At 67.4% G+C, this 20,773-nt stretch carries 20 protein-coding genes and 1 pseudogene; 12 read left to right on the forward strand and 9 right to left on the reverse strand.

Features of this window, described 5'->3' with window-relative positions:
* Positions 1-73 precede the first annotated feature (73 nt).
* From ACT009_RS17015 to ACT009_RS17035, 5 genes are all read left to right on the forward strand, one after another.
* Positions 74-823, forward strand: coding sequence for a hypothetical protein (locus tag ACT009_RS17015; protein ID WP_445192233.1), 750 nt, complete (start codon positions 74-76; stop codon positions 821-823).
* Positions 824-1,166: 343 nt separating this feature from the next.
* On the forward strand, positions 1,167-2,183 hold the full coding sequence (locus tag ACT009_RS17020; protein WP_445192234.1) for a DUF1176 domain-containing protein: 1,017 nt from the start codon (positions 1,167-1,169) through the stop codon (positions 2,181-2,183).
* 3 nt (positions 2,184-2,186) lie between these two features.
* On the forward strand, positions 2,187-2,531 hold the full coding sequence (locus ACT009_RS17025; protein ID WP_445192235.1) for a hypothetical protein: 345 nt from the start codon (positions 2,187-2,189) through the stop codon (positions 2,529-2,531).
* 14 nt (positions 2,532-2,545) lie between these two features.
* The gene (locus ACT009_RS17030; protein WP_445192236.1) at positions 2,546-2,725 is read left to right on the forward strand and encodes a hypothetical protein; all 180 of its coding nucleotides are present in this window, start codon (positions 2,546-2,548) and stop codon (positions 2,723-2,725) included.
* 81 nt (positions 2,726-2,806) lie between these two features.
* Positions 2,807-3,235: a hypothetical protein gene (locus ACT009_RS17035; RefSeq protein ID WP_445192237.1), complete on the forward strand. Its 429-nt coding sequence runs from the start codon at positions 2,807-2,809 to the stop codon at positions 3,233-3,235.
* Positions 3,236-3,302: 67 nt separating this feature from the next.
* On the opposite strand, the gene ACT009_RS17040 is transcribed toward ACT009_RS17035, so the two are convergent.
* Positions 3,303-4,055 (reverse strand): PEPxxWA-CTERM sorting domain-containing protein, encoded by a 753-nt coding sequence (locus ACT009_RS17040; RefSeq protein WP_445192238.1) that lies wholly within the window; start codon positions 4,053-4,055, stop codon positions 3,303-3,305.
* A 289-nt stretch (positions 4,056-4,344) separates the two neighbouring features.
* On the opposite strand from ACT009_RS17040, the gene ACT009_RS17045 reads away from it, so the two are divergent.
* Together ACT009_RS17045 and ACT009_RS17050 are read left to right on the forward strand one after the other, a co-directional pair.
* The gene (locus tag ACT009_RS17045; RefSeq protein ID WP_445192239.1) at positions 4,345-4,962 is read left to right on the forward strand and encodes an OB-fold-containig protein; all 618 of its coding nucleotides are present in this window, start codon (positions 4,345-4,347) and stop codon (positions 4,960-4,962) included.
* Between the two features lie 33 nt (positions 4,963-4,995).
* Entirely contained in the window at positions 4,996-6,741 is a 1,746-nt protein-coding gene (locus ACT009_RS17050; protein WP_445192240.1) for a flotillin family protein, read from the forward strand.
* Positions 6,742-6,990: 249 nt separating this feature from the next.
* Here ACT009_RS17050 and ACT009_RS17055 read toward each other — a convergent pair.
* A pseudogene (locus ACT009_RS17055) lies at positions 6,991-7,101 on the reverse strand (hypothetical protein); the annotation flags it as partial.
* Between the two features lie 472 nt (positions 7,102-7,573).
* Between ACT009_RS17055 and ACT009_RS17060 the strand changes: the two are divergent.
* Entirely contained in the window at positions 7,574-8,095 is a 522-nt protein-coding gene (locus ACT009_RS17060) for an energy transducer TonB family protein (protein ID WP_445192241.1), read from the forward strand.
* A 77-nt stretch (positions 8,096-8,172) separates the two neighbouring features.
* Here the strand turns inward: ACT009_RS17060 and ACT009_RS17065 are convergent, their stop codons facing one another.
* A complete protein-coding gene (locus ACT009_RS17065) occupies positions 8,173-8,496 on the reverse strand; it encodes an ArsR/SmtB family transcription factor (RefSeq protein ID WP_445192242.1) in 324 nt (107 codons plus the stop codon).
* Between the two features lie 130 nt (positions 8,497-8,626).
* Here ACT009_RS17065 and ACT009_RS17070 point away from each other — a divergent pair, with 130 nt between their 5' ends.
* Together ACT009_RS17070 and ACT009_RS17075 are read left to right on the forward strand one after the other, a co-directional pair.
* The gene (locus ACT009_RS17070; RefSeq protein WP_445192243.1) at positions 8,627-9,361 is read left to right on the forward strand and encodes an SDR family oxidoreductase; all 735 of its coding nucleotides are present in this window, start codon (positions 8,627-8,629) and stop codon (positions 9,359-9,361) included.
* 104 nt (positions 9,362-9,465) lie between these two features.
* Positions 9,466-10,005: a GNAT family N-acetyltransferase gene (locus tag ACT009_RS17075; RefSeq protein WP_445192244.1), complete on the forward strand. Its 540-nt coding sequence runs from the start codon at positions 9,466-9,468 to the stop codon at positions 10,003-10,005.
* 72 nt (positions 10,006-10,077) lie between these two features.
* On the opposite strand, the gene ACT009_RS17080 is transcribed toward ACT009_RS17075, so the two are convergent.
* Positions 10,078-10,944, reverse strand: a complete 867-nt coding sequence (locus ACT009_RS17080; RefSeq protein WP_445192245.1) for an exonuclease domain-containing protein — start codon at positions 10,942-10,944, stop codon at positions 10,078-10,080.
* Complete coding sequence (locus ACT009_RS17085) at positions 10,941-11,504, reverse strand: alpha-ketoglutarate-dependent dioxygenase AlkB (protein ID WP_445192246.1); 564 nt, start codon at positions 11,502-11,504, stop codon at positions 10,941-10,943. Before ACT009_RS17085 ends, ACT009_RS17080 begins: the two co-directional genes overlap by 4 nt.
* A 279-nt stretch (positions 11,505-11,783) precedes the next feature.
* Between ACT009_RS17085 and ACT009_RS17090 the strand changes: the two genes are divergently transcribed.
* Both ACT009_RS17090 and ACT009_RS17095 read left to right on the forward strand, forming a co-directional pair.
* Positions 11,784-12,434 (forward strand): DUF3617 domain-containing protein, encoded by a 651-nt coding sequence (locus ACT009_RS17090; protein WP_445192247.1) that lies wholly within the window; start codon positions 11,784-11,786, stop codon positions 12,432-12,434.
* Between the two features lie 102 nt (positions 12,435-12,536).
* Positions 12,537-14,156, forward strand: a complete 1,620-nt coding sequence (locus tag ACT009_RS17095; protein ID WP_445192248.1) for a hypothetical protein — start codon at positions 12,537-12,539, stop codon at positions 14,154-14,156.
* Positions 14,157-14,172: 16 nt separating this feature from the next.
* Here ACT009_RS17095 and ACT009_RS17100 read toward each other — a convergent pair whose 3' ends face one another.
* The 4 genes from ACT009_RS17100 to ACT009_RS17115 form a co-directional block, all read right to left on the reverse strand.
* Positions 14,173-16,329: a prolyl oligopeptidase family serine peptidase gene (locus ACT009_RS17100; protein WP_445192249.1), complete on the reverse strand. Its 2,157-nt coding sequence runs from the start codon at positions 16,327-16,329 to the stop codon at positions 14,173-14,175.
* An 83-nt stretch (positions 16,330-16,412) separates the two neighbouring features.
* The gene (locus ACT009_RS17105; RefSeq protein WP_445192250.1) at positions 16,413-17,480 is read right to left on the reverse strand and encodes a lipocalin-like domain-containing protein; all 1,068 of its coding nucleotides are present in this window, start codon (positions 17,478-17,480) and stop codon (positions 16,413-16,415) included.
* The gene (locus ACT009_RS17110) at positions 17,480-20,026 is read right to left on the reverse strand and encodes an FtsX-like permease family protein (protein ID WP_445192251.1); all 2,547 of its coding nucleotides are present in this window, start codon (positions 20,024-20,026) and stop codon (positions 17,480-17,482) included. Before ACT009_RS17110 ends, ACT009_RS17105 begins: the two co-directional genes overlap by 1 nt.
* Positions 19,995-20,678 carry an ABC transporter ATP-binding protein gene (locus ACT009_RS17115; RefSeq protein WP_445192252.1) on the reverse strand — a complete coding sequence of 228 codons (684 nt, stop codon included), beginning with the start codon at positions 20,676-20,678 and terminating at the stop codon, positions 19,995-19,997. The genes ACT009_RS17110 and ACT009_RS17115 overlap by 32 nt, the downstream gene beginning before the upstream one ends.
* Between the last annotated feature and the right edge of the window lie 95 nt (positions 20,679-20,773).

Raw genomic sequence — 20,773 nt, forward strand, 5'->3', positions numbered from 1 at the left:
ATAAAGCGTTCGCGCAGCTTACCATAGGCTAGCTTCAATGTTAGCTTTTCCGCGAAGGATCCGGGGGGGCATCATGAACACACGAATTGCGATCGCCATGACGGGCGCGGTGGGCCTGTTGGCGTTGGCGTCGCCGGCCGGAGCGGCCGTTTTGACGGCGACGGTGAGCGGTACTGTAATCGCGCAGGCCAATGGCGATAGTGCTTTCGACATCGGCGTCTTTTCCAGCGATTTCCAACTGCTTGGCGGCCAGGTGTTCAGCGTGGCCTATAGCTTCGACCTCGATGATGCCACGTTCGCGGGGTCTGTGCCCGGGCCGTTCTCGCCGGCGGTCCAACTGTTGGGCGGGGCATGGTCGCCGGCCCCCTCGGCCGCATTCGGGCGCGCGGCACTCACGATCGGCGGCACGACCGTGTCGTTCGAGGGCATTTCGCTCGGGCTGGTGAGCGCCGGCACCGGCGAACGGACCTTCGACGTGTTCGATTTCTCGCGGCCGGGTGTGATCTTCACGGCTGCCACCAACTTATTCGACGCCACCAACGCATTTCCCGCTGGCCTGGAGAGTGCCGGGACCTGGAGCGGTAGCTTCGATCGGGCGGCGGACCTGCGATCCGCAAACCCTTCGAGTTTCTTCGTGGCATTTGGCGACGGGCGTTTCGCATTGGGCGGCTTGGCCCCGACATCGCTGCGGGTCGCCATCTCCGCGGTTCCCGAGACGAGTAACTGGGTGATGATGATCGCCGGGCTTGGAGCCGTTGCTTGGGCGCTACGTCGCCCTCGGGCGAGGGTGCGGGATGTCGGGTTCGCTTCTCGAACGGCGTAGGTCTATTCTAGAGCGCCATCGTCGCGACCGGCGCGGCGTGGAGGCGTTCGATGTCCCGGCGTGGCGGAGCGCCGAACAGGCGGCGCTATTCGCGGGTAACTGCGAGGGGATCTCGTAGCCGACCGCGAACCTTGCGAGCAGGGTCGCTTGTAGCGGACGACTCTACGCGAGCACTGTGACGTCGCGACGTAGGATGCTACGACCTTCCCGGCGGCACTCGACAGGCCCTTCCCGAAACCGAAAGGGCGATGACGATGGCGGTTGGTTGGCGCTCGATGGCGTGCCTGTGTGCGATCGGGATGCTGGTGGCCGAGCGGCCGCCGGCTGGCCGGCGGGGACGGCGGTGTTACCGGTCTATCGCGAGATCGGCGACTGGCTGTTGGGGTGCGACAACACTCGTCGCTGCGTCGCGCGTTATGTGCCCGAGGAAGACGGCGCGCTGCAAGGCGATGACAACGGCGACGTCTTCGGCATGACGATCGTTCGCGAAGAGGGGCCGATCGGGCTGCAGATCGGGCTGAGCGGCATCGGCTCGCTGCGGGCCGACGCGATGCTGGTCGACGGGCGGGCCGCGCCCAGGGTGGCGTGGGTCGGGAGCGCCGATCGTGACGGCGCAAAGGCGGTCGACGATGCGGCGCTGCGGTTCCTGCGCGGGATCGCCGCGGCGCATGAACTGACGGTGCCGGCTAAGACGCGTCGGCAATCGGTGTCGCTGAAGGGGCTGACCGCGGTGCTGCTGGCGATAGACGAGGTGCAAGGGCGGCTCGGCAACCGAAGCGCGATCGTGCGCGTCGGTCCCAAGCCGTCGGGCGCGACGCCGCGCGTCGTGCCGCTCCCCGTGATCACCGTGCGTCGTTCGTCGGCGATGCCGGGCGGCGCCGTCTTCGCTGCGGCGGTGCGTCGGGGGCAATCGGCGCTGCTGAAAGCGCACGAATGCGACATGGATCCCGGGATCGGCGACGGCGCCGATCTGCTCCCAAACGGCAAGGCGCTGGTCGTGATCGGTTGCGGCCGGTTCGCGTACCAGACCAGCTCGCTGGCCTTCGTCGGTGATCCCGGCAATCCACGCAGCGCGCGCTTGCTGGTGCTACCGCAGCCACCCATCATCGATCAGCCGAGCGAGCCGAATACTGCGGGCGAGTATGTCGAGCTGGTGTTCGATCCAGCACGGTCGACGCTGGCCGAATTCAGCAAGGGCCGCGGCATGGCCGATTGCGGCAGCCGTACCGAATGGGCGTTCGACGGCGCGACGTTTAGGCTCGCCACATTCGAGTGGCAGCAGCGCTGCGGGGGCGACCGCGACATGTGGCTAGCGCTGTACCGAACCGAGTTGAAGACCACAGATCGAACAAGAGGATAGTGCATGATTTTTCTGATCTGGACGCGCTGGGGTTTTCTGACGATCCCGATCGTCATCGGCACGTCGATCGTGGTCGGGGGCATCCTGCAGGCGCTGCTCGCCGCCGCCGGCCATGCCGATCTGACCTATCTGGCGATCAGCGCGGGGATCTTCGCGGGGGCCGCGGCGAACTGGTTCATCGGCAAGCGGATGAACGCCTCGGAGCCGCGCGTCCTGGTCGATCCGGCGACCAACCAGCAGGTCGTGCTCCACCGGCTCCACAAGCTGTTCTGGATTCGCATGGAATATTGGTCGATCCCGGTCGCGATCCTGGGCTTCGTGCCGCTGCTCGCCATCTTCGGCAGCTGACCTCGTCCCGCTTCATGGTCGACGTCCGCAACGCGGATGCGGTCAGGTACATCCTGACTCCTGACGACATCGGCGTCGTCGATCTCTGGAACGCGCGTGTCACCGTGACCGCCGGAACGCCGTCGTTCGAGCGCGAGGGTGACAGGATGATGTTCGAACGGCAGGATGGCCGATCCGACGCCAGGGAAGACTGAGCGATCGCGCTCGGGCCTATCATCAGCGGCCTTGCACGGTGGGCGGCGTTCTTCGCGGTGCTGTACGGCATGGTTGCGGGTATGACCCGTCTTTCGCGATGGATGATGCGGCACAAGCTCGAACGGGCGACGATCGGCAACGTCAGGGTCGATGCGGCGGGGGCGGCGACGATCCCTGTGCTCGCCACCTTTGCCGGGCTACGTGGCCTGCCGTGGTGGTACGCGGTCGCGATCAACAACGCCAAGCCGCTGCTGGTCGTCGAGCGGGCCGGGCTACGTGTTCGAGTCATCCGGACGCAGTTCCATCGGTACGACCGGATCGCCTGCGTCGATCTTCGAATAGCCACCGGCACCGTCAATCTGGAGGTGGCGTTCCAGGGCGAGTTGCTCACCTTTGCCGCCAATCTCGGCACCGTGCCGCTCGCCGCGCATGTGCTGACCCTGCTCCCTGCATCGGTTCCGCTCTCCACGCGCGCGGCGGCGATGAAGGGTGCAATCGATCCGACGTGATTGCGACACACGCAAAGAAGCCGCCGGCGTCTTGCCGGCGGATTCCTCGTCATATCACTGGCGGATGTTATGCGTAGGCGGTCTTGGTCGAACGCCGACGATAGCGCACCGCAGCGCCCATCATGCCGAAGCCGACGAGCATCATCGACCAGGTGGCGGGTTCGGGCACGGCAGCGACGCTGGTGCCGGTGAACTGCGTGATCGCCGCTGCGGTGTTGGCAAAGCCGCTCGTCGCGCTGCCATCGAAGACCGAATTGACGCTGTAGACGCCATCGTCGAACGCGTTCGCGGTGTCGTAGGAGGCGAGGAAGAAACTCGATCCGTCGACAACCGTGCCGTTCGGCAGCAGCACGTCCAGCAGCAGGTTGCCCTTCGTCGGATCGTAAAGGAACGGGGTCATGAAACTGACCACATAGTCGAAGCCGCCCGTCGCCGGTGCGGCGAACGAAAGCGCGCCCTGGTACACCGACACTGCGTCGGCACCGATGTTGTCGGCGAAGACCGAGCTGAGCGGCGTTCCGGTTTCGTCGCCGAAGTTCGTCGTCGATAGCGTGATGCCGACATTGGCGTAGTTCGCGCCATTGAGGAAACCCGGCGTCGATCGGAACGCCAGGCTGGTGATGTTCTGCGCCGTGGTGAAGAAGCTCGATGCGTAGACCTGCTGCGTGCGGCTGCCCGCGGTGCCGCGATAGGTGAACGGCGCAGGACCCTGCGCCTGACCGGATGGCGGGTTCGCGGGGGTGACCGTGACAACGTCGGCGGCCATGACGGGGCTCGCCATCAAGCTTGCCGCCAGGGTAAGCGTGCGGATCGATAACATAGCTTCTCTCCTTGAGCCTGTCGGCTCGTCTTGTTCTCGCCGATAGCGCTACAAGAAGAGTGTGAAGTGTACAATCTATTATCGACTAGTTCAAATACGTCTGTTCAGCGAAAGTCTAGTGCGGATCAACGTCACGTTCTGCTGGGAGAAAAGATGCATATTCTTGAGTTATTTTTCAAAAAAGATCTAATCCGCTGCGCGGCGCTACTGTCGTATGGTGCCGGTCGTCCATTTATCCAGACAGTCGCCGCCGGTTCCGGATGCCGCGCCCGCGTGCTACGTCCGTCCGATGATCGCCGAGATCCTGACGCTGCCTTATCTTCCGTTCGCGATCGCGTTCACGGTGATGATCGGGATCGGATTGATCGAAGCGATCGGGTTAGGGCTGGGGCATCTCGACGTCCATGCCGATCTCGGGGCCGATGCACATGACGGGTTGCTCGATTGGCTGGGGCTCGGCAACGAGCTGCCGATCCTCGTCTGGCTGACGTCGCTCCTCGCTTGCTTCACCCTGACGGGCTTGGCCGCGCAGCAGACCGCTACCGCGATCGCCGGGGCGCCATTGTCCTGGTGGCTGGCATCCTCGATCGCGCTCGTCATCGGAGGATTGCTGAACACGATCGCGGCGAACGGTCTCGCCCGGATCCTTCCGCGCTTCGAAACCACGATCATCCACACCGATGATCTGCTCCGGTATCGGGGCACGATCCTCGAGGGCACGGCGCGCCGGGGAGCGCCGGCCCGCGCGAAGGTCGTCGACCGGCACGGCCAGGCGCATTTCATCATGGTCGAACCACATGACGATGCCGACACGCTGCCGGCCGGCGGCACGACATTGCTGGTTCGTCGCGAGGGCACGCTGTTCTACGGGCTTCCAGAAGCCAATACTCTTCTTCAATCTATCTGATACAGATCGAGGCAATTGACCGGGGAGGGTTAAGTGCCTGCATCGATTCTGAATGTGCTTATCTACGCAGGCATCGTCCTGTTTTCGCTTCTCGTCATCGGCATCATCCTTACCCGCCTCTACCGGCGGGCGACCAAGGACGTTGCGCTGATCCGGACCGGCTTCGGGGGCGAGAAGGTCGTGCTCAACGGCGGCATCATGGTCATTCCGGTGCTGCACGAACTGATGCAGGTGCGCCTGACGACGGTGAAGCTGGAGGTTTCGCGCCTCAACAAGGATGCGCTGATCACGCTCGACAAGCTGCGCGTCGATGTGGTCGGCCTGTTCCACATCAAGGTGAAGCCGGATGCCGAATCGATCGCCGCCGCGGCGCAGACGCTCGGCGATTCGGTCAACAGCCCCGATGCGGTTAAGTCTTTGCTCGATGGCAAGCTCGTGTCCGCGCTGCGATCGGTCGCGGCGACGATGACGATGGAGCATCTCCACGCCAACCGCGCCGACTTCATCCAGAAGGTGCAAGAAGCGCTGATGACCGATCTCGACATGAACGGGTTTCAGCTGGAATCGGTCAGCATCACCCATTTCGATCAGACCGCGTTCGAGCATTTCAACGAGAACAACGCGTTCGATGCCGAGGGCCTGACCGTGCTGACCCGCACGATCGAAGAGCGCAAGAAGATCCGCAACGACATCGTCGCGACCAACCGGGTCGAGATCGAACAGCGCAACCTGGAGGCGAACAACCAGTCGCTCGAGATCGCGCAGGCGGCCGAACAGGCCAGGCTGACGCAGGAGCAGACGCTGTCGGCTCGGCGGGCGGAGCAGGCGACCGCGATCGCCACCGCCGAGGCAGAGCAGACCCGCCTCGCCGAGATCGCGCGTATCACCGCCGGCCAGGCGCAGACCGTCGCCCAGACGGAGGCCGACAAGGTGATCCAGACCGCGACGATCGCGCGCGACGGCGCGATCCAGACCGCGACGATCGAGCGCGATCGTACGATCGAGATCGCGCGGATCACCACCGCGGTGCAGACCGCGCAGAAGTCTGAAGAAGAATCGACCGCCACCGCGGCGGCCAACGAAGCGCGCGCGCTGGCGGTGCGTGCAGAAGAGAGTGTCGCGACCGCGAAAGCGACCGAGATCGCCAACCGCAACAAGAACGTCGCGGTGATCGCCGCTACGCAGCGAGCGCAGGAGGAGGCGGTCGGCATCACCGTCGCCGCCACCGCCGAGAAGGAAGCGGCCGAAGCCCGGGCGAGCGCACTGCGTACCGAAGCCACGGCGGAAGCCGATGCCGAGAAGGCGCGCGCCGAGGGACGCGAGGCGGCGTTCAAGGTCGATGCTGCGGGCCAGGCGTCGCTGAACGAGGCGACCAACATCCTGAGCGACGCGCAGACCGCGTTGCTGGTGCGCAAGGCGATGCTGGAGGCGCTGCCCGCGATCATCGCCGCGGCCGCCAAGCCGATGGAGAACATCGACAAGATCAGCATACTCGACGCGCGTGGGCTGCATGGCGATGTCGGCAAGGACGGGGCCAGTGGCAGCCAGGGCAACTTGGCCGATGCTGCTGTCGCCGCGGCGATGCGCTACCGCGTCGGCGGACCGCTGATCGATGGCCTGATGGCAGAACTCGGCATGGCGGGCGGCTCGCTCAACGGCATGCTCGCCGGCAGCGCCAATCCGGTCGACGCGCCTGCAACAGAAGCTGCCCAGTTGCCCCCGGCGACTCCCAAGCGCACCAACGGCGGTGGCGACGTGGTGACGGGAACGCCTGCCTGAACCGTCGGGCTTGCCGGAAGCAGCGGGAGCGCATCGAGGCCTCGCGCGCGATGGGGAGAACGAGCCCGATCGAGGGATCGAACGATGCAGCGAAATGCAGGCGGAAGCGGCGGGGATGGCTGGCGACGATCGGGAAGATGCGGGTCGTAAAGCGGTTGCCGGCCACCTCTGCCAGCCCGGAATCGATGCGGCGCGTACTTCGTCCTCGTAAACGTTGCGGGCTTTGGGCGCCTCGATCAACTGGCCGGGGATCATCTTGCCGTCGACGTCCAGCGCGTAGCCGGTGACGATCGCATCGGCAGGGAGGATGTAAGAGAGGCTCGCCTCGTAGCTATGGACATCATCCGAGCCGATCAGCATCTCGACCCTTACGTCGGCGATGCGGCCGACGAGATGAACGCCGATATCGAGTGCGTCGATCTTAAGGTGGGTCGCAGGCGCATCGTCTAGTCGGATCCCGCGTTCCGCTTCGGTCAGTGTCGGGTTGATCTGTACGAAGGCAGCCGGCACGGGCGTGAAGACAGCAAACGCGAACGCCAGAAATCGCAGCGAATCGCTTCCCCACCCATGCCGGTCCGTTGATGCAAGCTTAAGCGGTTTGAGCAATCGTTACGGATCGGGCGAAGCGATCGCGTTGCGAGATCCACCCCATTTGAGGGTGTGTCGGCTGGTTGACACCGGGGTTCGGGAGTCGCATTCTCGTTTTGGGACAGCGCTTGGTCCGCAGAACGCACGCCATCCCCCTTCGACCAGTGACGCAAGAATGTGTTCTGGGCCGCGATCGTAAGCACACGTCAACAATGGCCGATCGTCCTCACATCAGGAGATCGTCATGCGCAAAGTCATGTCGTTCGTGTTCGTGGTCATCACCGCGCTGCTCTCTACCCCGGCAGCGCCGAAGGATAAGTCGATCGTCGTCGTCGCCGCGCCCACTCGTTCCCAGTGGATCAAGCAAATCGGTCGCAATCTCGACAAGGCGATCAGATACCCGCATCCGGTGTTCGGCCATGACTCCAGGGGCCTCGTGTCTGTCGCGTTCGTGGCGGATGGCGCCGGATCGCCGACCGTCATCCAACTCGTCCGTCCATCCCCCTATGCGGAACTGAACAAAGCGGCGCTACAGGGGGTGGCACGGATGAAGAATACCTACCCTAAGCCGACCGACGTCGCGGAGCGGCAGCGGGTCCGGGCCGACATCGTCTTCGCGACGTCGGTGGACGACTATGAAGCGCAGATCGACGCGATGCGCCGCGAGGCTGCGGGGCGAACCGTCCGATCTGCCTTAGATCGCGATACCATCGTCTTGAACGTGATCGGACATGCGTCGGGGGGATCGGCGGCAACCGCCCGCTGACCCGCTGACGTGCGTCGCATGGCTATCCGTCTCTGCGGGCGGATAGCCATGTTGGCGGAGGTGATGCGTTTGCGGCCTCAGCTGTCCGCGACGCGCCTGCTATTGGCGAGCACCGCGTCGAGCAGCCCCGGAAAGCGCCCGTCGAAATCGGTGCGTCGCAGCGTGTTGATCATCTCGCGCCCGGCCTGTGTCGTCTCGATCAACCCCGCCGCGCGGAGCAGCTTGAGGTGGTTGGACAGCGTGCTCTTGGGAATCGAGTCGCAAGGGGCCGCGTCGGTGCAGCTCAGCCGTTCGGTCGCGGCGAGACGCGCGACCATGCCCAGCCGATTGGGATCGGCCAGCGCATGCAGCGCCAGATCGAGCGGGACGTCGTCGAGCCGGGGATGCGTGAAGCGAGGCATGGGCAAGATATAGGCAGTCGCAATAAATTTAATAGTTCGGGAATATTGAACTGTTTGACCCAGCACCCATCTTCTGCCCTGCCGACAGCGCACGATGGCGTGATCGCGGGCCATATCTCGGAGAATTCCCATGTCACTTCAGGGCAAGACGGCGCTAATCACCGGCGGGTCGCGCGGCATCGGTGCGGCGATTGCGAAGCGGCTGGCCGCCGATGGCGCCTCCGTCGCGATCACCTATGCCGGCAACAAGGCCGCCGCGGACGCGACCGTCGCGGCGATCGAGAGCGCGGGCGGGAAGGCCTTCGCGTTTCAGGCCGATGCAGCTGACGCAGCGTCGCAGCGTGCCGGCGTCGAACAGGCCGTGGCAGCGCTCGGCACGATCGACATCCTGGTCCACAATGCCGGCGTCGCCGAATTCTCCGCCGTCGCCGACGACACCGACGAGATCTTCGATCGCCAGTTCGCAGTCAATGTGAAGGGTCTGCATGTCGGCACGCGCGCCGCGCTGCCGCATATCGGTGACGGCGGGCGGATCATCCTGATCGGTAGCGTCTCGGGCGAACTCGCCTTCCCCGCAACCGCAGTCTACAGCGCGACCAAGGCGGCGGTGGCGGCGCTGGCCCGCGGTTGGGCCAAGGACCTCGCCACGCGCAACATCCTGGTGAACACGGTACAGCCGGGCCCGATCGATACCGACATGAACCCGGCCGACGGCGACTTCGCGCAGCAGATGAAGGGGTTCATCCCGCTCGGCCGCTACGGCAAGGTCGAGGAGATCGCCGGCGCGGTCGCGTTCCTCGCCGGGCCGGATGCAAGCTACATCACCGGCACAACGCTCAACATCGACGGGGGTGCTGCGGCCTGAGGCACGCGCCGGGCGCCTCCGCGATCGGAAGGCGCCCGGCGTGACGTCGCGCGATCGTCGCATGCCGCTGGACCATCGCCGATGCGAAGTCGTAGTCTACCTTCATGGCACCCGACCTGACGCTCCGCCTCGCCACCGTCGACGACGTGCCTGCAATCGACGGGCTGATCGTCCGGGCCGTGCACGGGCTGCAGCGTGCCGACTATTCGCAGGACCAGCGGGACGCGGCACTCGGCCATGTGTTCCTGACCGACCACGGGCTCATCGCCGATCGGAGCTATTTCGTCGCGGAGACCCGATCCGGCCAGCTGGTCGGTGCCGGCGGCTGGTCCGATCGCCGCGCCCTCCATGGCGGGCATACGCATGGCGACACCGGCGAGCGGATCGACCCGGCCACCGACCCTGCGCGCATCCGCGCCTATTATGTCGACCCGGCTTATGCCCGCCAGGGCATCGCGTCGGCGATCCTCGCCGCGTGCGAGGCAGCCGCGCGCGGGCGCGGCTTTTCCCGCATGGCGATGGGCGCGACGCTCACGGGCGTCCCCTTCTACGCGCGCCACGGCTATGTCGCGCACGGGGAGGAACAAGCGCCGCTGCCGAACGGACAGGCGTTGACCGTGGTGCTGATGGAGCGGGCGATCTAGTAGAAATCGGGTAGCGGCAAAGGCTTGGCAGCCTTGGTTCACGTCGGCGGGTACTTAACGGGCGATACCCGCCTAACCGTGTCCGTCGGTCGGCCCCATCCTGCGACGGAGATCGCGCTCGGCGACGATCTCGATCGGCGCGCCGCCCAGCCGCAGCGCCTCCGCCTGGCGGCAGTCCGCGTGCGCGGTGACGAAGCGACCGAAGGGCTGGTCGTCGCTGATGACCAGCTTTGTCGTGGTCGTGCCCACCGACGACATGATCCTCGCGCCGGCGGCGGCCAGATACCGGGCGAGCGTGCCATCGCGCGGCGCGCCGAGGATCGCGATGCGGTCGCCCTTAAGCGGGCCGCTGGCGGCGGGCTTCGGTGCCTGTCCCCGCCGCGCGGTGTTCGGGGAGAGCCAGCCGGCGAGCTCGATGCCGGTATGCTCGATCGCGCGGACGATCACCATGCCGGCCGCGCGCGCATCGCTCAGCGCATCATGATGCTTGTGCCGGACCCCGAGAAACTTGGTGAGTACGTTGAGACGGTGGCTTGGCAGCTCGGGCCACGCACGTTTCGCCACCCGGACGCTGTCGAGCCACGTCGTTTCGATTCCGGCGCGCTCGTGGATCGCACACGCCGCGCCCAGCGCACCCTTGTCGAAGAAGGAATGCGCGACGGTGATGCGGCCGGCCAGATGCTCGTCGACGATGGCATGGATGTCGCCGAAGGTCGGCGCGCCGACGACATGGTCGCAACTGATGCCGTGAATACGGGTGTTGAACGACGAGAAATGATCGAGCGGGTCTACCAGCGTCTCGTAGGCGAACACCTCGACGCCGTCCTTGAAGCCGACGATGCCGATCTGGCAGATGCTGCTGACGCGCGAGCAGGCGGTCTCCACGTCGACCACGACGAAGTCGGGTGCGGTGGCGGGAACGGTCGCGGGTTGCGTCACGCCGGGCCTGCGAGGCTGCGGAAGGTGATCGACCAGCGCGGCCGTTCCATCTCGACGATGCTGTGTTCCCAGTCATGACGAGCAGGCCCGGCCAAGTGATAGGCAGCGCGTGGTTCGAGCGGCACCGACGCGCGATCGAACCCGCCGGGTCGGCGCCGACGAAACCGCATCGTTGCGGGCTCGCCGAGCGATAGGCCGAGGACGTGGCCGTAGATCGGCCGGTCGCGGTGCCAACCGATGCCTGCGCCCGGATCGTAGCGGATCATCAGCGCCTGAATCAGGTCCTCGGGCTTCAGTCTCGCGAAGGCGGCAGCGCGATCGCGGAACGGGCGCAGCCAATCGGGGAGGGGCGGCGCTTCCTTGGGCTTGCCCACCTCGAAGTCGTAGCTCCAGCCGAACGACGTGGTCAGGCGCTTGCCGGTCCAGCCCTGAAAGCGGAAGGGCGCGAGATCGGAGGCGTCGATCCGCTCGATCAACATCCGCTCCTCGGCCCGATCGATCAGGTCGGGTCGCGTGCCGAGCCCCGGCAGTAAAGGAGCGGCGAAGAGATCGAGGGTCATGCCAGCGGCATAGCGACGAAGGAACGAACTGGGAACACAAGTTGCTCAACGAGGGCAACCCGCTGGAGAAGCATCGCGCGCTACTTCCGCGAAGATGCCAAGTGCCTCCCGACCCGATCGCGTGATCGCCGCTTTATCGATGGCGCAAGATGATCATGTGGGTTCATTCCGGCTGACATGGCGCATCTATTCGGGTACATCTCCAATCGGGATCGCACCCTAAAATGAGCATCAGCGCCGATCGAGCGCCGCCATTTCTCTCCAAGTCGGGAGCTAACCATGGTGCGTCTTGCCGTTTGTCCAAGAGCCTCATTGCCAACGCATCTGGCGGCAGGCATTCGCGTCCTGCTCGCGACGAGCAGGATGAAAGCCTTGCCTGCCATCGCCATCCTGCTGGGCAGTGCGTGTGTTGCCGCATGCGGCGGCACGGACGCCGGCAACGGCAGCGCTGGCGAGCGTTCGGCAAGGGACGTCGATACCCGCGTGATCACGCCGACCACCGTGCCGACGACGAGCAAGGGCTATCCTCGCCGCGCCGATGGCTGGTGGAAGATCGACCGGCTCGATCAAGCCGGCGTGGCCACCGGCACCCAATATGTCTGCGTCGGGCAGGGTTCCGAGGAGAAGCTTTCCATCTACGATCAGCTGGTGCCGTTCGAGGATTGCAGCAAGAAGGAATTCAAGCGCACCAAGACAGGATGGGCGTTCGACGCCGTTTGCAAGGAGATGGACACCACCATGGCATCGACTGGCACCATCGCGGGCGACTTCGGCAAGCGGTTGCGTGTCGATCTGACCGTGAAGAACTCGGATGGGTCGACCATGACCGGGTCGGTCGTCGGCAGCCACGAGGGCGCTTGTCCGGCCGGCGTCCGCGGCGGATCGCTCGCCAACGACAAGGGCAAGGTGATCGGCAACTTCCTGCCGTAACGATCGGTCGATTAGCGCCTCGAAACCATGCTGCCGGAGAGATGATCATGACACGTAGATCTTGCACGATCGGCGGCGAGCAATGAGAGTGGTGTTATGTTGATGCGGACCGCACTTTGCCTGACCGCGAGCGTCTGCCTGGCGACGTCCCCGATCGATGCTCAGGCGCATCAACATGCACCCAACGAGACGCTCGGCACGGTGTCGTTCGAGACTTCCTGTTCGCCGGCGGTGGCGGGTCGGTTCGATACCGCCGTCGCGCTGATGCATTCCTTTCAGTTCGGGCGCGCGATCGATGGCTTCAATGTCATTCTGAAGGACGACCCCGGATGCGCGATCGCGTATTGGGGCATCGCGATCAGCATCTGGGGCAACCCCTTCGCCGGCTTCAAGACGCCCGCGCAGCTGGCGCAAGGGGCTGCGGCGGTTCGGCAGGCGCGGGCGGTGGGCGGCAAGACCGCGCGTGAACGGGGATATATCGACGCTGTCGCGCAGCTGTATACCGAAGATCCCCGCCTCCTTCAGCCGGCGCGAATGCAGGCTTACGAGACGGCGATGGCCGCGCTGGCTTCGGCTAACCCGGCCGACACCGAGGCGACGATCTTCTATGCGCTCGCCCTCGCGGCGTCTGCCGACCCCGGCGACAAGACCTATTCGCGACAGTTGGGGGCGGGGGTGTTGCTGGAGGGGTTGTTCGCGCGGTTTCCCGATCATCCGGGGTTGGCGCATTACATCATCCACGCCTATGACGAGCCGGCGCTGGCGGGACGCGCGGCGAAGGCGGCGGCGCGGTACGCCGCGATCGCGCCATCGACGCCGCATGCGCTGCACATGCCGTCGCACACCTTCACGCGCGTGGGTGACTGGCAGGGATCGATCGCCGCCAATCGCGGCTCGGCCACGGCGGCGCGGGCGGCCGGTCAGCCCGCCGACGTGCTGCATGCGAGCGACTATCTGGTCTACGCGTACCTGCAGACCGGCCAGGACAGGCTGGCGGCCGATCTGGTCGAAACATCCGCCGCGGTGTTCGCGACGTTCGATCCGGCGCATGCCAGCGGCGCGGCGCCGCCGTCCGCGGCCTTCTATGCACATGCCGCGATCCCGGCGCGCTATGATCTGGAGCGGCATGCCTGGGCGGACGCGGCGCGTCGAGACGTGGTCGCGGGCCCGTTCCCGAACGCCACCGCGATTTCCTACTTCGCCCGCGGTGTCGGTGCGGCGCATCTGCGCGACGAGGCCGGCGCCACCCGGGCGATCGACGCGCTCGCCCGGCTGCGGGAGCAGCTGATCCGATCGCATGACGATTATTGGGCAGGTCAGGTCGAGATCCAGCGGCAGGAGGTCGCCGCGTTACGGGCGCATGCGCGCGGCGATGCGGCGGCGGCAATCGCGGGGCTTCGTGCTGTCGCCCTGCTGGAAGACAGCACCGAGCTTGCATCGGTCACGCCCGGCCCGTTCCTGCCAGCAAGAGAATTGCTCGGCGAGCTGTTGCTCGAGAGGAACGAGCCGGGAGAGGCGCTGGCCGCGTTCCGCGCCAGCCTGGTAAAAGAGCCCAACCGGTTCTGGTCACTCCATGGCGCGATGCAGGCGGCGGCTCGATCGGGCGATCGGTCCGCGTCCCGATCATACGAGAAGCAGCTGCAAGGCGTGACGGGAAGTCTATCCTTCAGGACGATCGCTGCTGGCCGGAGCGGGCGGACACACGAACCCGCAGCACATTAGGCTGAAACCGTCCGACCTATTTTACGAAGCCGGGTGCGCCGAAGCGGTTGAGGAAGAAGGCGAAGATGTCGGCTCGTTCTTCCAGCCCCTGGTCGCGGGTCGAGCCGATGCCGTGGCCGGCCTTGCCGTCGGAGCGGATCAGCACGAGATGGCGGTCGCCCCATTTCGCCCGCATCAGCGCGGCGAGCTTCGCCGACATCCACGGATCGACCCGCTTGTCGTTGAGCCCGACGGTGAAGAGGTAGTCGGTGCCGCCGCTCGCCTTAGGCAGCAGCAGGGTTGAATCCTGCGCCGCGAGGGCCGCGAAGCCGTCCCTGGTCTGCGGATCGCCCATTTCGCCATATTGGTTGGGACCGTTGTTCGCGGCCCCGAGACGGATCGGATTGACGATGCCCACGCGGGTCACGACCGCTGCGAACAGATCGGGGCGCTTGATCGCGGTGGGCGGCACCAGCAGGCCCGCCGCGCTCGCACCGAAGATGCCGAGCGTTCGCGGGGTCGCATAGCCGAGCTTGATCAGGCGTTCCGCGCAGGCGGTGAGGTCGGCATGGCTGTTGACCTTGTTGGCCTGCATCCCGCCGCGGTGCCACGCTTCGCCGAGTTCGCCGCCGCCGCGGATGTGGCAATAGGCATAGGTGCCGCCCCGCTGGTTCCAGATGTCCCAGCCGGGCGAGTAATAGGGCTGGCCGGATACGCCGTAGCTGCCATAGGCCTCGATCACGGTCGGTCCGGGGCCTTTGCGCGCGCCCGAATAGACGATGGTGAGCGGCACGCGCGTGCCGTCGCGGCTGGTAGCGGTTTCCTGGACGACGGTGCGTCGCGCGGCCGACGGTGGCGCGGTGTTCGCCAGGCCGACCGGCACGACCTGCCCGGCGGTCGCGCGGTAATAGACGTCGGTCGAGGTATAGCCGCCCATGCTGAAGGTGACCGAGCGGCGGTCCGGGGTTACCGCCATGTCGTCGATCGACTGGCTGGCGGGCAGCGCCAGCTTGCGCGGGGTGCCGCCCACCTTGGGCAGGAACCACAATTCGGCCGCGGCGGAAGGCAGGGTGGTGGTGACGTAGAGACCGCTGTCGGTCGCGGCGATGCTGGTCAGGACGCGGTTCTCCGATCGCATCACCACCCGGCTCCTGTTCAGCGAGGGCGTGCCGTCGGCCAGGTCGATCGCGCGAAGCTCGCCATTCTCGTCGGTCTTGCTGGTCAGATAGTAGAGCGTGTCGCCGACGATATCGCCGCTATTGATGCGGTCGTCATAGTCGGCAAGCTTGATCCAGGCGGGCCTTCCGGCGCGCAGGTCGCTCAACCGGCCCACCGCCAGCGGGATCTCCGCGCGCGCGTTGGCGGCATAGGCGAGGACCCAGGGTGAGGTAGGATCGGGCAGGACGATCGGGAACTGGGTGGGATCGACCCTGAAGCCGTGATCGGGCCCGGTGCCGCCGAGCACCGCGACGTCCTGGTCGATCGACGTGCCCATGCGGTGGAGGAAGGCGACCATGCCCTTCATCTGGTCGGCGCCCGCCGCGGTGGAGGCGAGGCGGGTGTAGATCACGGTCGCATCGTCGATCCAGCCGACCCTGAACTCTCCCCAGACCGGGGTCAGCGTGTCGGCGGTCGGTCGCCCGGTCGCGACATCGTAGATCCGGATCGCGCCGGTCTCCCCGCCGCCCTCGCCGACATGGATCGCGGCGAAGCGGCCGTCGGGCGATACCGAATAGCTGGAGATCGCGCGCGGCGTCTTGCCATCGGTGCCGGCCATCGGATCGAGCAGCACGCGGTCCTTGCCGCCGTCGCGCACCATCAGCACCGCGACCTGCTTGTCGGGAGCCAGCATCTCGAAGAACAGCTTGCCGCCGGCCTCCTGCGCCGAGAAGTACCGGCTGTTGGCGCGGCTCAGCGCCTCCATCTCCTTCAGCAATCCCTGACGTCCCGGCAGCGCGGCGAGTTCGGTGGTGGTGTGCAGGCTGGAGGCGTTGACCCAGGTCTCGAGATCGGCGCGCCGGTCCGCCTTCTCCATCCAGCGGTAGGGATCGTCGATGGCGACGTCGAAGACCTGTTCCCGGAACGGCTCGGCCTTGGGGATCTCGGGAAAGTCGGTCAGCCCGTTGGTCGTGCCCGATTGCGCCATTACCGCCGCGGGCAGACACAGTGTCGCCGCGATCAACCACTTGCCCATGGTAAGTTCCCCCCCGCTTCGGGGACCCCATTCCCCTGCGCATCTTCGCTCCACTTGGCGGGCGGCGTCAATCCGCGTTGCAGCTACATCGCCAGCGCGCGGTCGTAGCCGGTGAGTTCGAGATAGCCGCGTCCGCCGGGCACCCGCACCGCGCCCTCCCAATAGACCGGCAGGCCACTGCGCCGGGCATCGAGTTCCTGCGCGGCGAACATCGGCGTCAGTCTGAGCGTCCTCGTGCGGCCGTCGACGCGGACGCCGAGGTCCTGCATCACCGGGTAGACCGCCCCGGTGGTCTTGCTCCGCCACGTCGCCACCGGGCGGAAGCGCACGTCGTCGGGGCCGAGCACCGCGATCCGCCCGTCCGGCCGCCGCCATGATCCGCCCGCCCAGAGCGTGCCGCCGCCCTTGCGCCGGATACGGAACGCCATCAGCGCCGAGCCGTCGTCGAGGTTGAGACCGGTCCAGTCCCACCCCTGCGCGGTCGGCGCGAGATAGTTGGACGACCATTCGCGATCGAGCCACGCCTCACCGGTCACCGGGATCGATCGACCGGCGCGGGTGACCGAGCCGGCGACGCGCAGATGCGGGATCGAGTAATAGTAGCTTGCCTCCTCCGGTCGGGGACCCTTGCGGCTATAGCCACCGCGGCCTTGCGCCAGCGGCGGCTGGGTGGGGCGGAACGCGAGCGCGAGCTGGAAGCCGTCGGCGGCGACCGTCGTGGTCCAGCGCCCGTCGGCATCGCGCCGCAGCCGCCAGTCGCGGATCGCGACGTCGGCATCGCCGGTCTTCGCCGACGCCAGGCCGAAGCCCTGCCGCGCCGCGCGTTCGCCGTGGAGCAGGCGGCTGGTAGCCGGATCGGACAGGGCGGCGTGCGCGAAGATCACCTGCCCGGCGGCGAAGCGGCTGGGGTTGCTCGTGTCGACTGGCGGGCGGGTACGGAAGAAGGTGACCTGGAAGCCGAGATCCTTGCCATCTGCGGTCTTCAGCCAGCCGGTGACGTACCACCATTCGGTTCTGAAATCCGGGTGAGCGCCATGGTCTGCGGGGAAGCGCAGCGCGATGCCGGGGCGGACCTTCGGATATGGCGTGGCGGCGGGCGATGCCACTGCAACGGCGGCGAGCCCGAGCCAGATCTTCGCGGTCCGACGCATCACCAATCCTCCCGAACCGACGTGATCGCGCTGCGTGCGGTGGCGCGTCGCCCCGCCAGCACCGCAGTGACCGCCGCTGCCCCGGTGAGCGCGGCGGCGACCGCGATCAGCGTGCCCATCGGGACCCGCGTCGACATCGTCCAGTTGAACGACTGGGGATTGATCACGTGGATCAGCACCTGCGCCAGCACCAGCCCGAGCCCGATCCCCGCGAGGGCGCCGGTCAGGCCGACCATCGCGCCCTCGGTCGCCAGCATCGTGCCAAGCTGGCGGCGGGTGAGCCCCAGGTGGCGGAGCATGCCGAATTCCCGCTCGCGCGCGATCGTCTGGGCGGACATCGTCGCGGCGACGCCCGCCAGCCCGACGAGGATCGCCACCGCCTCCAGCAGATAGGTCACCGCGAAGCTGCGGTCGAACAGCGTGAGAGCCAGCCGCCGCAAGGTCGCGGGCCGCGTGATCTCGACCTGTTCACGGAGATCGGCGGGAAGCCTTGCGGTGAGCGCGGCGGCGACGCGGTCCGCATCCTGCCCCGGCGCGACGCTCGCGGAAATCTCGTCGCGGCCCTCGTCGCCGGTGAGCCGCTGATAATCGCGTTCGTCGATCAGCACCGCGCCGGCCTGCCGGCCATAGTCGCGCCAGACTCCTGCGACGTAGAAGCGGGTGCGGCCTGCGATCGGCAGCTCAACCGTCTCGCCCGGGTCCCAGCCGTAGAGTCGCTGCGCCGGCTCCGACACCCACACCGGAAGCGCACCGGCCGGCAGCGGCGGCGCCCGATCGATCAAGACGAGCAGCGGGTCGCGCCCGTCGCGCTCGGGCCTTGCGATCAGGCTGATGGGCGGGCGATCGGCCGCGATCGTCAACGGCAGCTGACGGCTGAACGCCACCCGCGCGATGCCGGGCGTGGCGGACAGGCGCGCGCGGGTCGCGGGTTCGAACGAGGCGCCGGCGGTAGTCCGCGCATAGATGTCCGCGCCCAGCACGTCGCCGAGCCAGTCGTCGACCGCCCCACGGAAGCTCGTCACCATCGTCGCCATCGCGATCATCAGCGCGGTCGACGCGACGATGCCGCACAGCGCGGTCGCGGCCTCACCGGGCGCGCCGTGAAGATGCCGTACCGCCAGCATCCGCGGCACGCCGCCGATGCTACGTCGCGCCAGCGGTGCGAGCAGGGCGCGCGCGAACCAGGGCACGCCAGCGACACCACCGGCGAGGATCAGCGCCATTCCCGCAAAGCCGAACAGCGGCAAACCGTCGATCGCAGGCAACAGCGCCGTTGCCGCGCCGACGAGGAGAAGCGCCGCGGCTGGCCACCAGGCCACGCGGCGGCGCGGATCGAGCACGTCGCCGGCGTTCTTCAGCGCCGCCGCCGGCGCCGCCCGCGCCGCGGCGCGAGCGGGGATCGCGCTGCCGAGGATCGCCGCCAGCAGGCCGAGCGCGAAGAAGCTGGTCGCCGCCGCCGGCTGGAAGACGACTCGTGCGTTGCCACCCGCGAAATAGCCCGCACCGAGATCGCCGCCGAACCAGTGGAGCGCCGCCCAAGCGAGGCCGTAGCCCGCGACCAGGCCCGCGGCCGATCCGATGATCCCGATCGCAAATCCCTCCGTCACCACCGCGGCGACCACCCCGCCGCGCGGCATGCCGAGCGTCCTGAGCAACGCGAAGGCGCGCTGACGGCGGACCACCGACAGCGACTGCGCCGAATAGACCAGAAAGCCGCCGGTGAGCAGCGCCACCAGCGCGAGCATGTCGAGGTTCACGCGATAGGCCCGCGACAGCGAGTCGCCCTGCGCGTTCTGCGCCGCCGCGGTCGATAGCACCGCGTCCGCCGGCAGCAGCGCGCGGAGCGATGCCTCCGCCGCAATGCGATCCGTGAGCGCGAGATCGAGGCGATCGATCCGGCCCAGCCTGCCGAACCGCCACTGCGCCGCCGCGATGTCGACGACACCGATCGCGGCGTCGGTGGCGGGCAGCGTACCGGTGACACGCAGGGGCACGGTGCGGCCATTGGCGACCACCGGCACGATCGCGCCGACCCGCGCGCCATTATCGGCCAAGGCACGACGCGATAGGAACAGCGCTGCTTCGTCGAACACCGCATCGTTCGACGTGTCCGGGCCGGACGCGCGCAAGCCGATCAGCGACGGCGTCACCGCGGCGGCGCGGATGACGTCGACCCCGAGCAGCGTCAGGCGGCTGCGGCCGATCCGCGCGTCCAGGCTGACCACCGGGCTGGCGTCGGCAACGCCGCTGGCGATCGCGACCCGCGGATAGACGCGCTCGTCGAAGCCGAGCGGGCTGGTCGCGCGGACCGACAGCTCGGCCGCGCCGCTGACGCCGCGCATCGCACCGTCGAACGAGGCGAGTGCCGATCCGTTGACGAGGTGCACCGCGAACCCCAGCGCGACACCGACCGCGATCGCCACCGCGGTCGTCAGGAAGCGTGCTGGGTGGAAGCGCCACTCGCCGCCGATCAGCCAGCCGAGCGCCAACCTGCCCGTGACCGGCCCGGCGCGATCAGCCACGCCGATCGACCAGGCCGTCCGCACCGAGCGTCAGCACGCGATCGGCGATCGCCGCGCTCGCCGCGGAATGCGTCACCATCACACCGGCCGCGCCATTGTCGCGCACCGCCGCCGCGAACAGCGCCAGCACACGCGCCGCGGTGTCGGGATCGAGGTTCCCGGTCGGCTCGTCGGCGAGGATCAGCGCGGGGCGATGGACCAGCGCGCGCGCGATCGCGACGCGCTGCAATTCGCCCCCGGAGAGGTCGCGCGCATAGCCGTCGCCGCGCGCGGTGAGGCCGACCGCGTCGAGCATCGCGTCGGCACGGCGCTCCGCCGCAGCGGCATCCGGCGACACCAGCGCGAGCGGCAGCGCGACGTTCTGCCGCAGCGTCAGGTAGGGCAGGATGTGGAAGGCCTGGAAGACGAAGCCGATGCGCTCGCGCCGGAGCCTGGTGCGGGCGGTCTCGTCGAGCCCGCCGAGATCGACCCCGTCGATCGCGACGCTGCCCTCGTCGGCGTCGTCCAGCCCGGCGAGGATGTTGAGCAGCGTCGACTTGCCGACCCCGGATTCGCCGATGATCGCGACCAGCTCGCCGGCGCGGACCTGCAGCGCGAGATGCCGGAACAGTCGCCGCGGGCCCGGCACCGACTTGCCCATATCGCGGACGTCGAGCAGCGGGGCCGCTCCTGCCACTCGCGGGGCCTCGCTCGCTTCCATGCAGTCGCCTCCGGCAGCCGGCGACGCGCGGCCCGCTCCCCCGTCCTTACCCCCGGTCCGGCGTGATGGTT

It is taken from the genome of Sphingomonas sp. Tas61C01, from assembly GCF_052567495.1.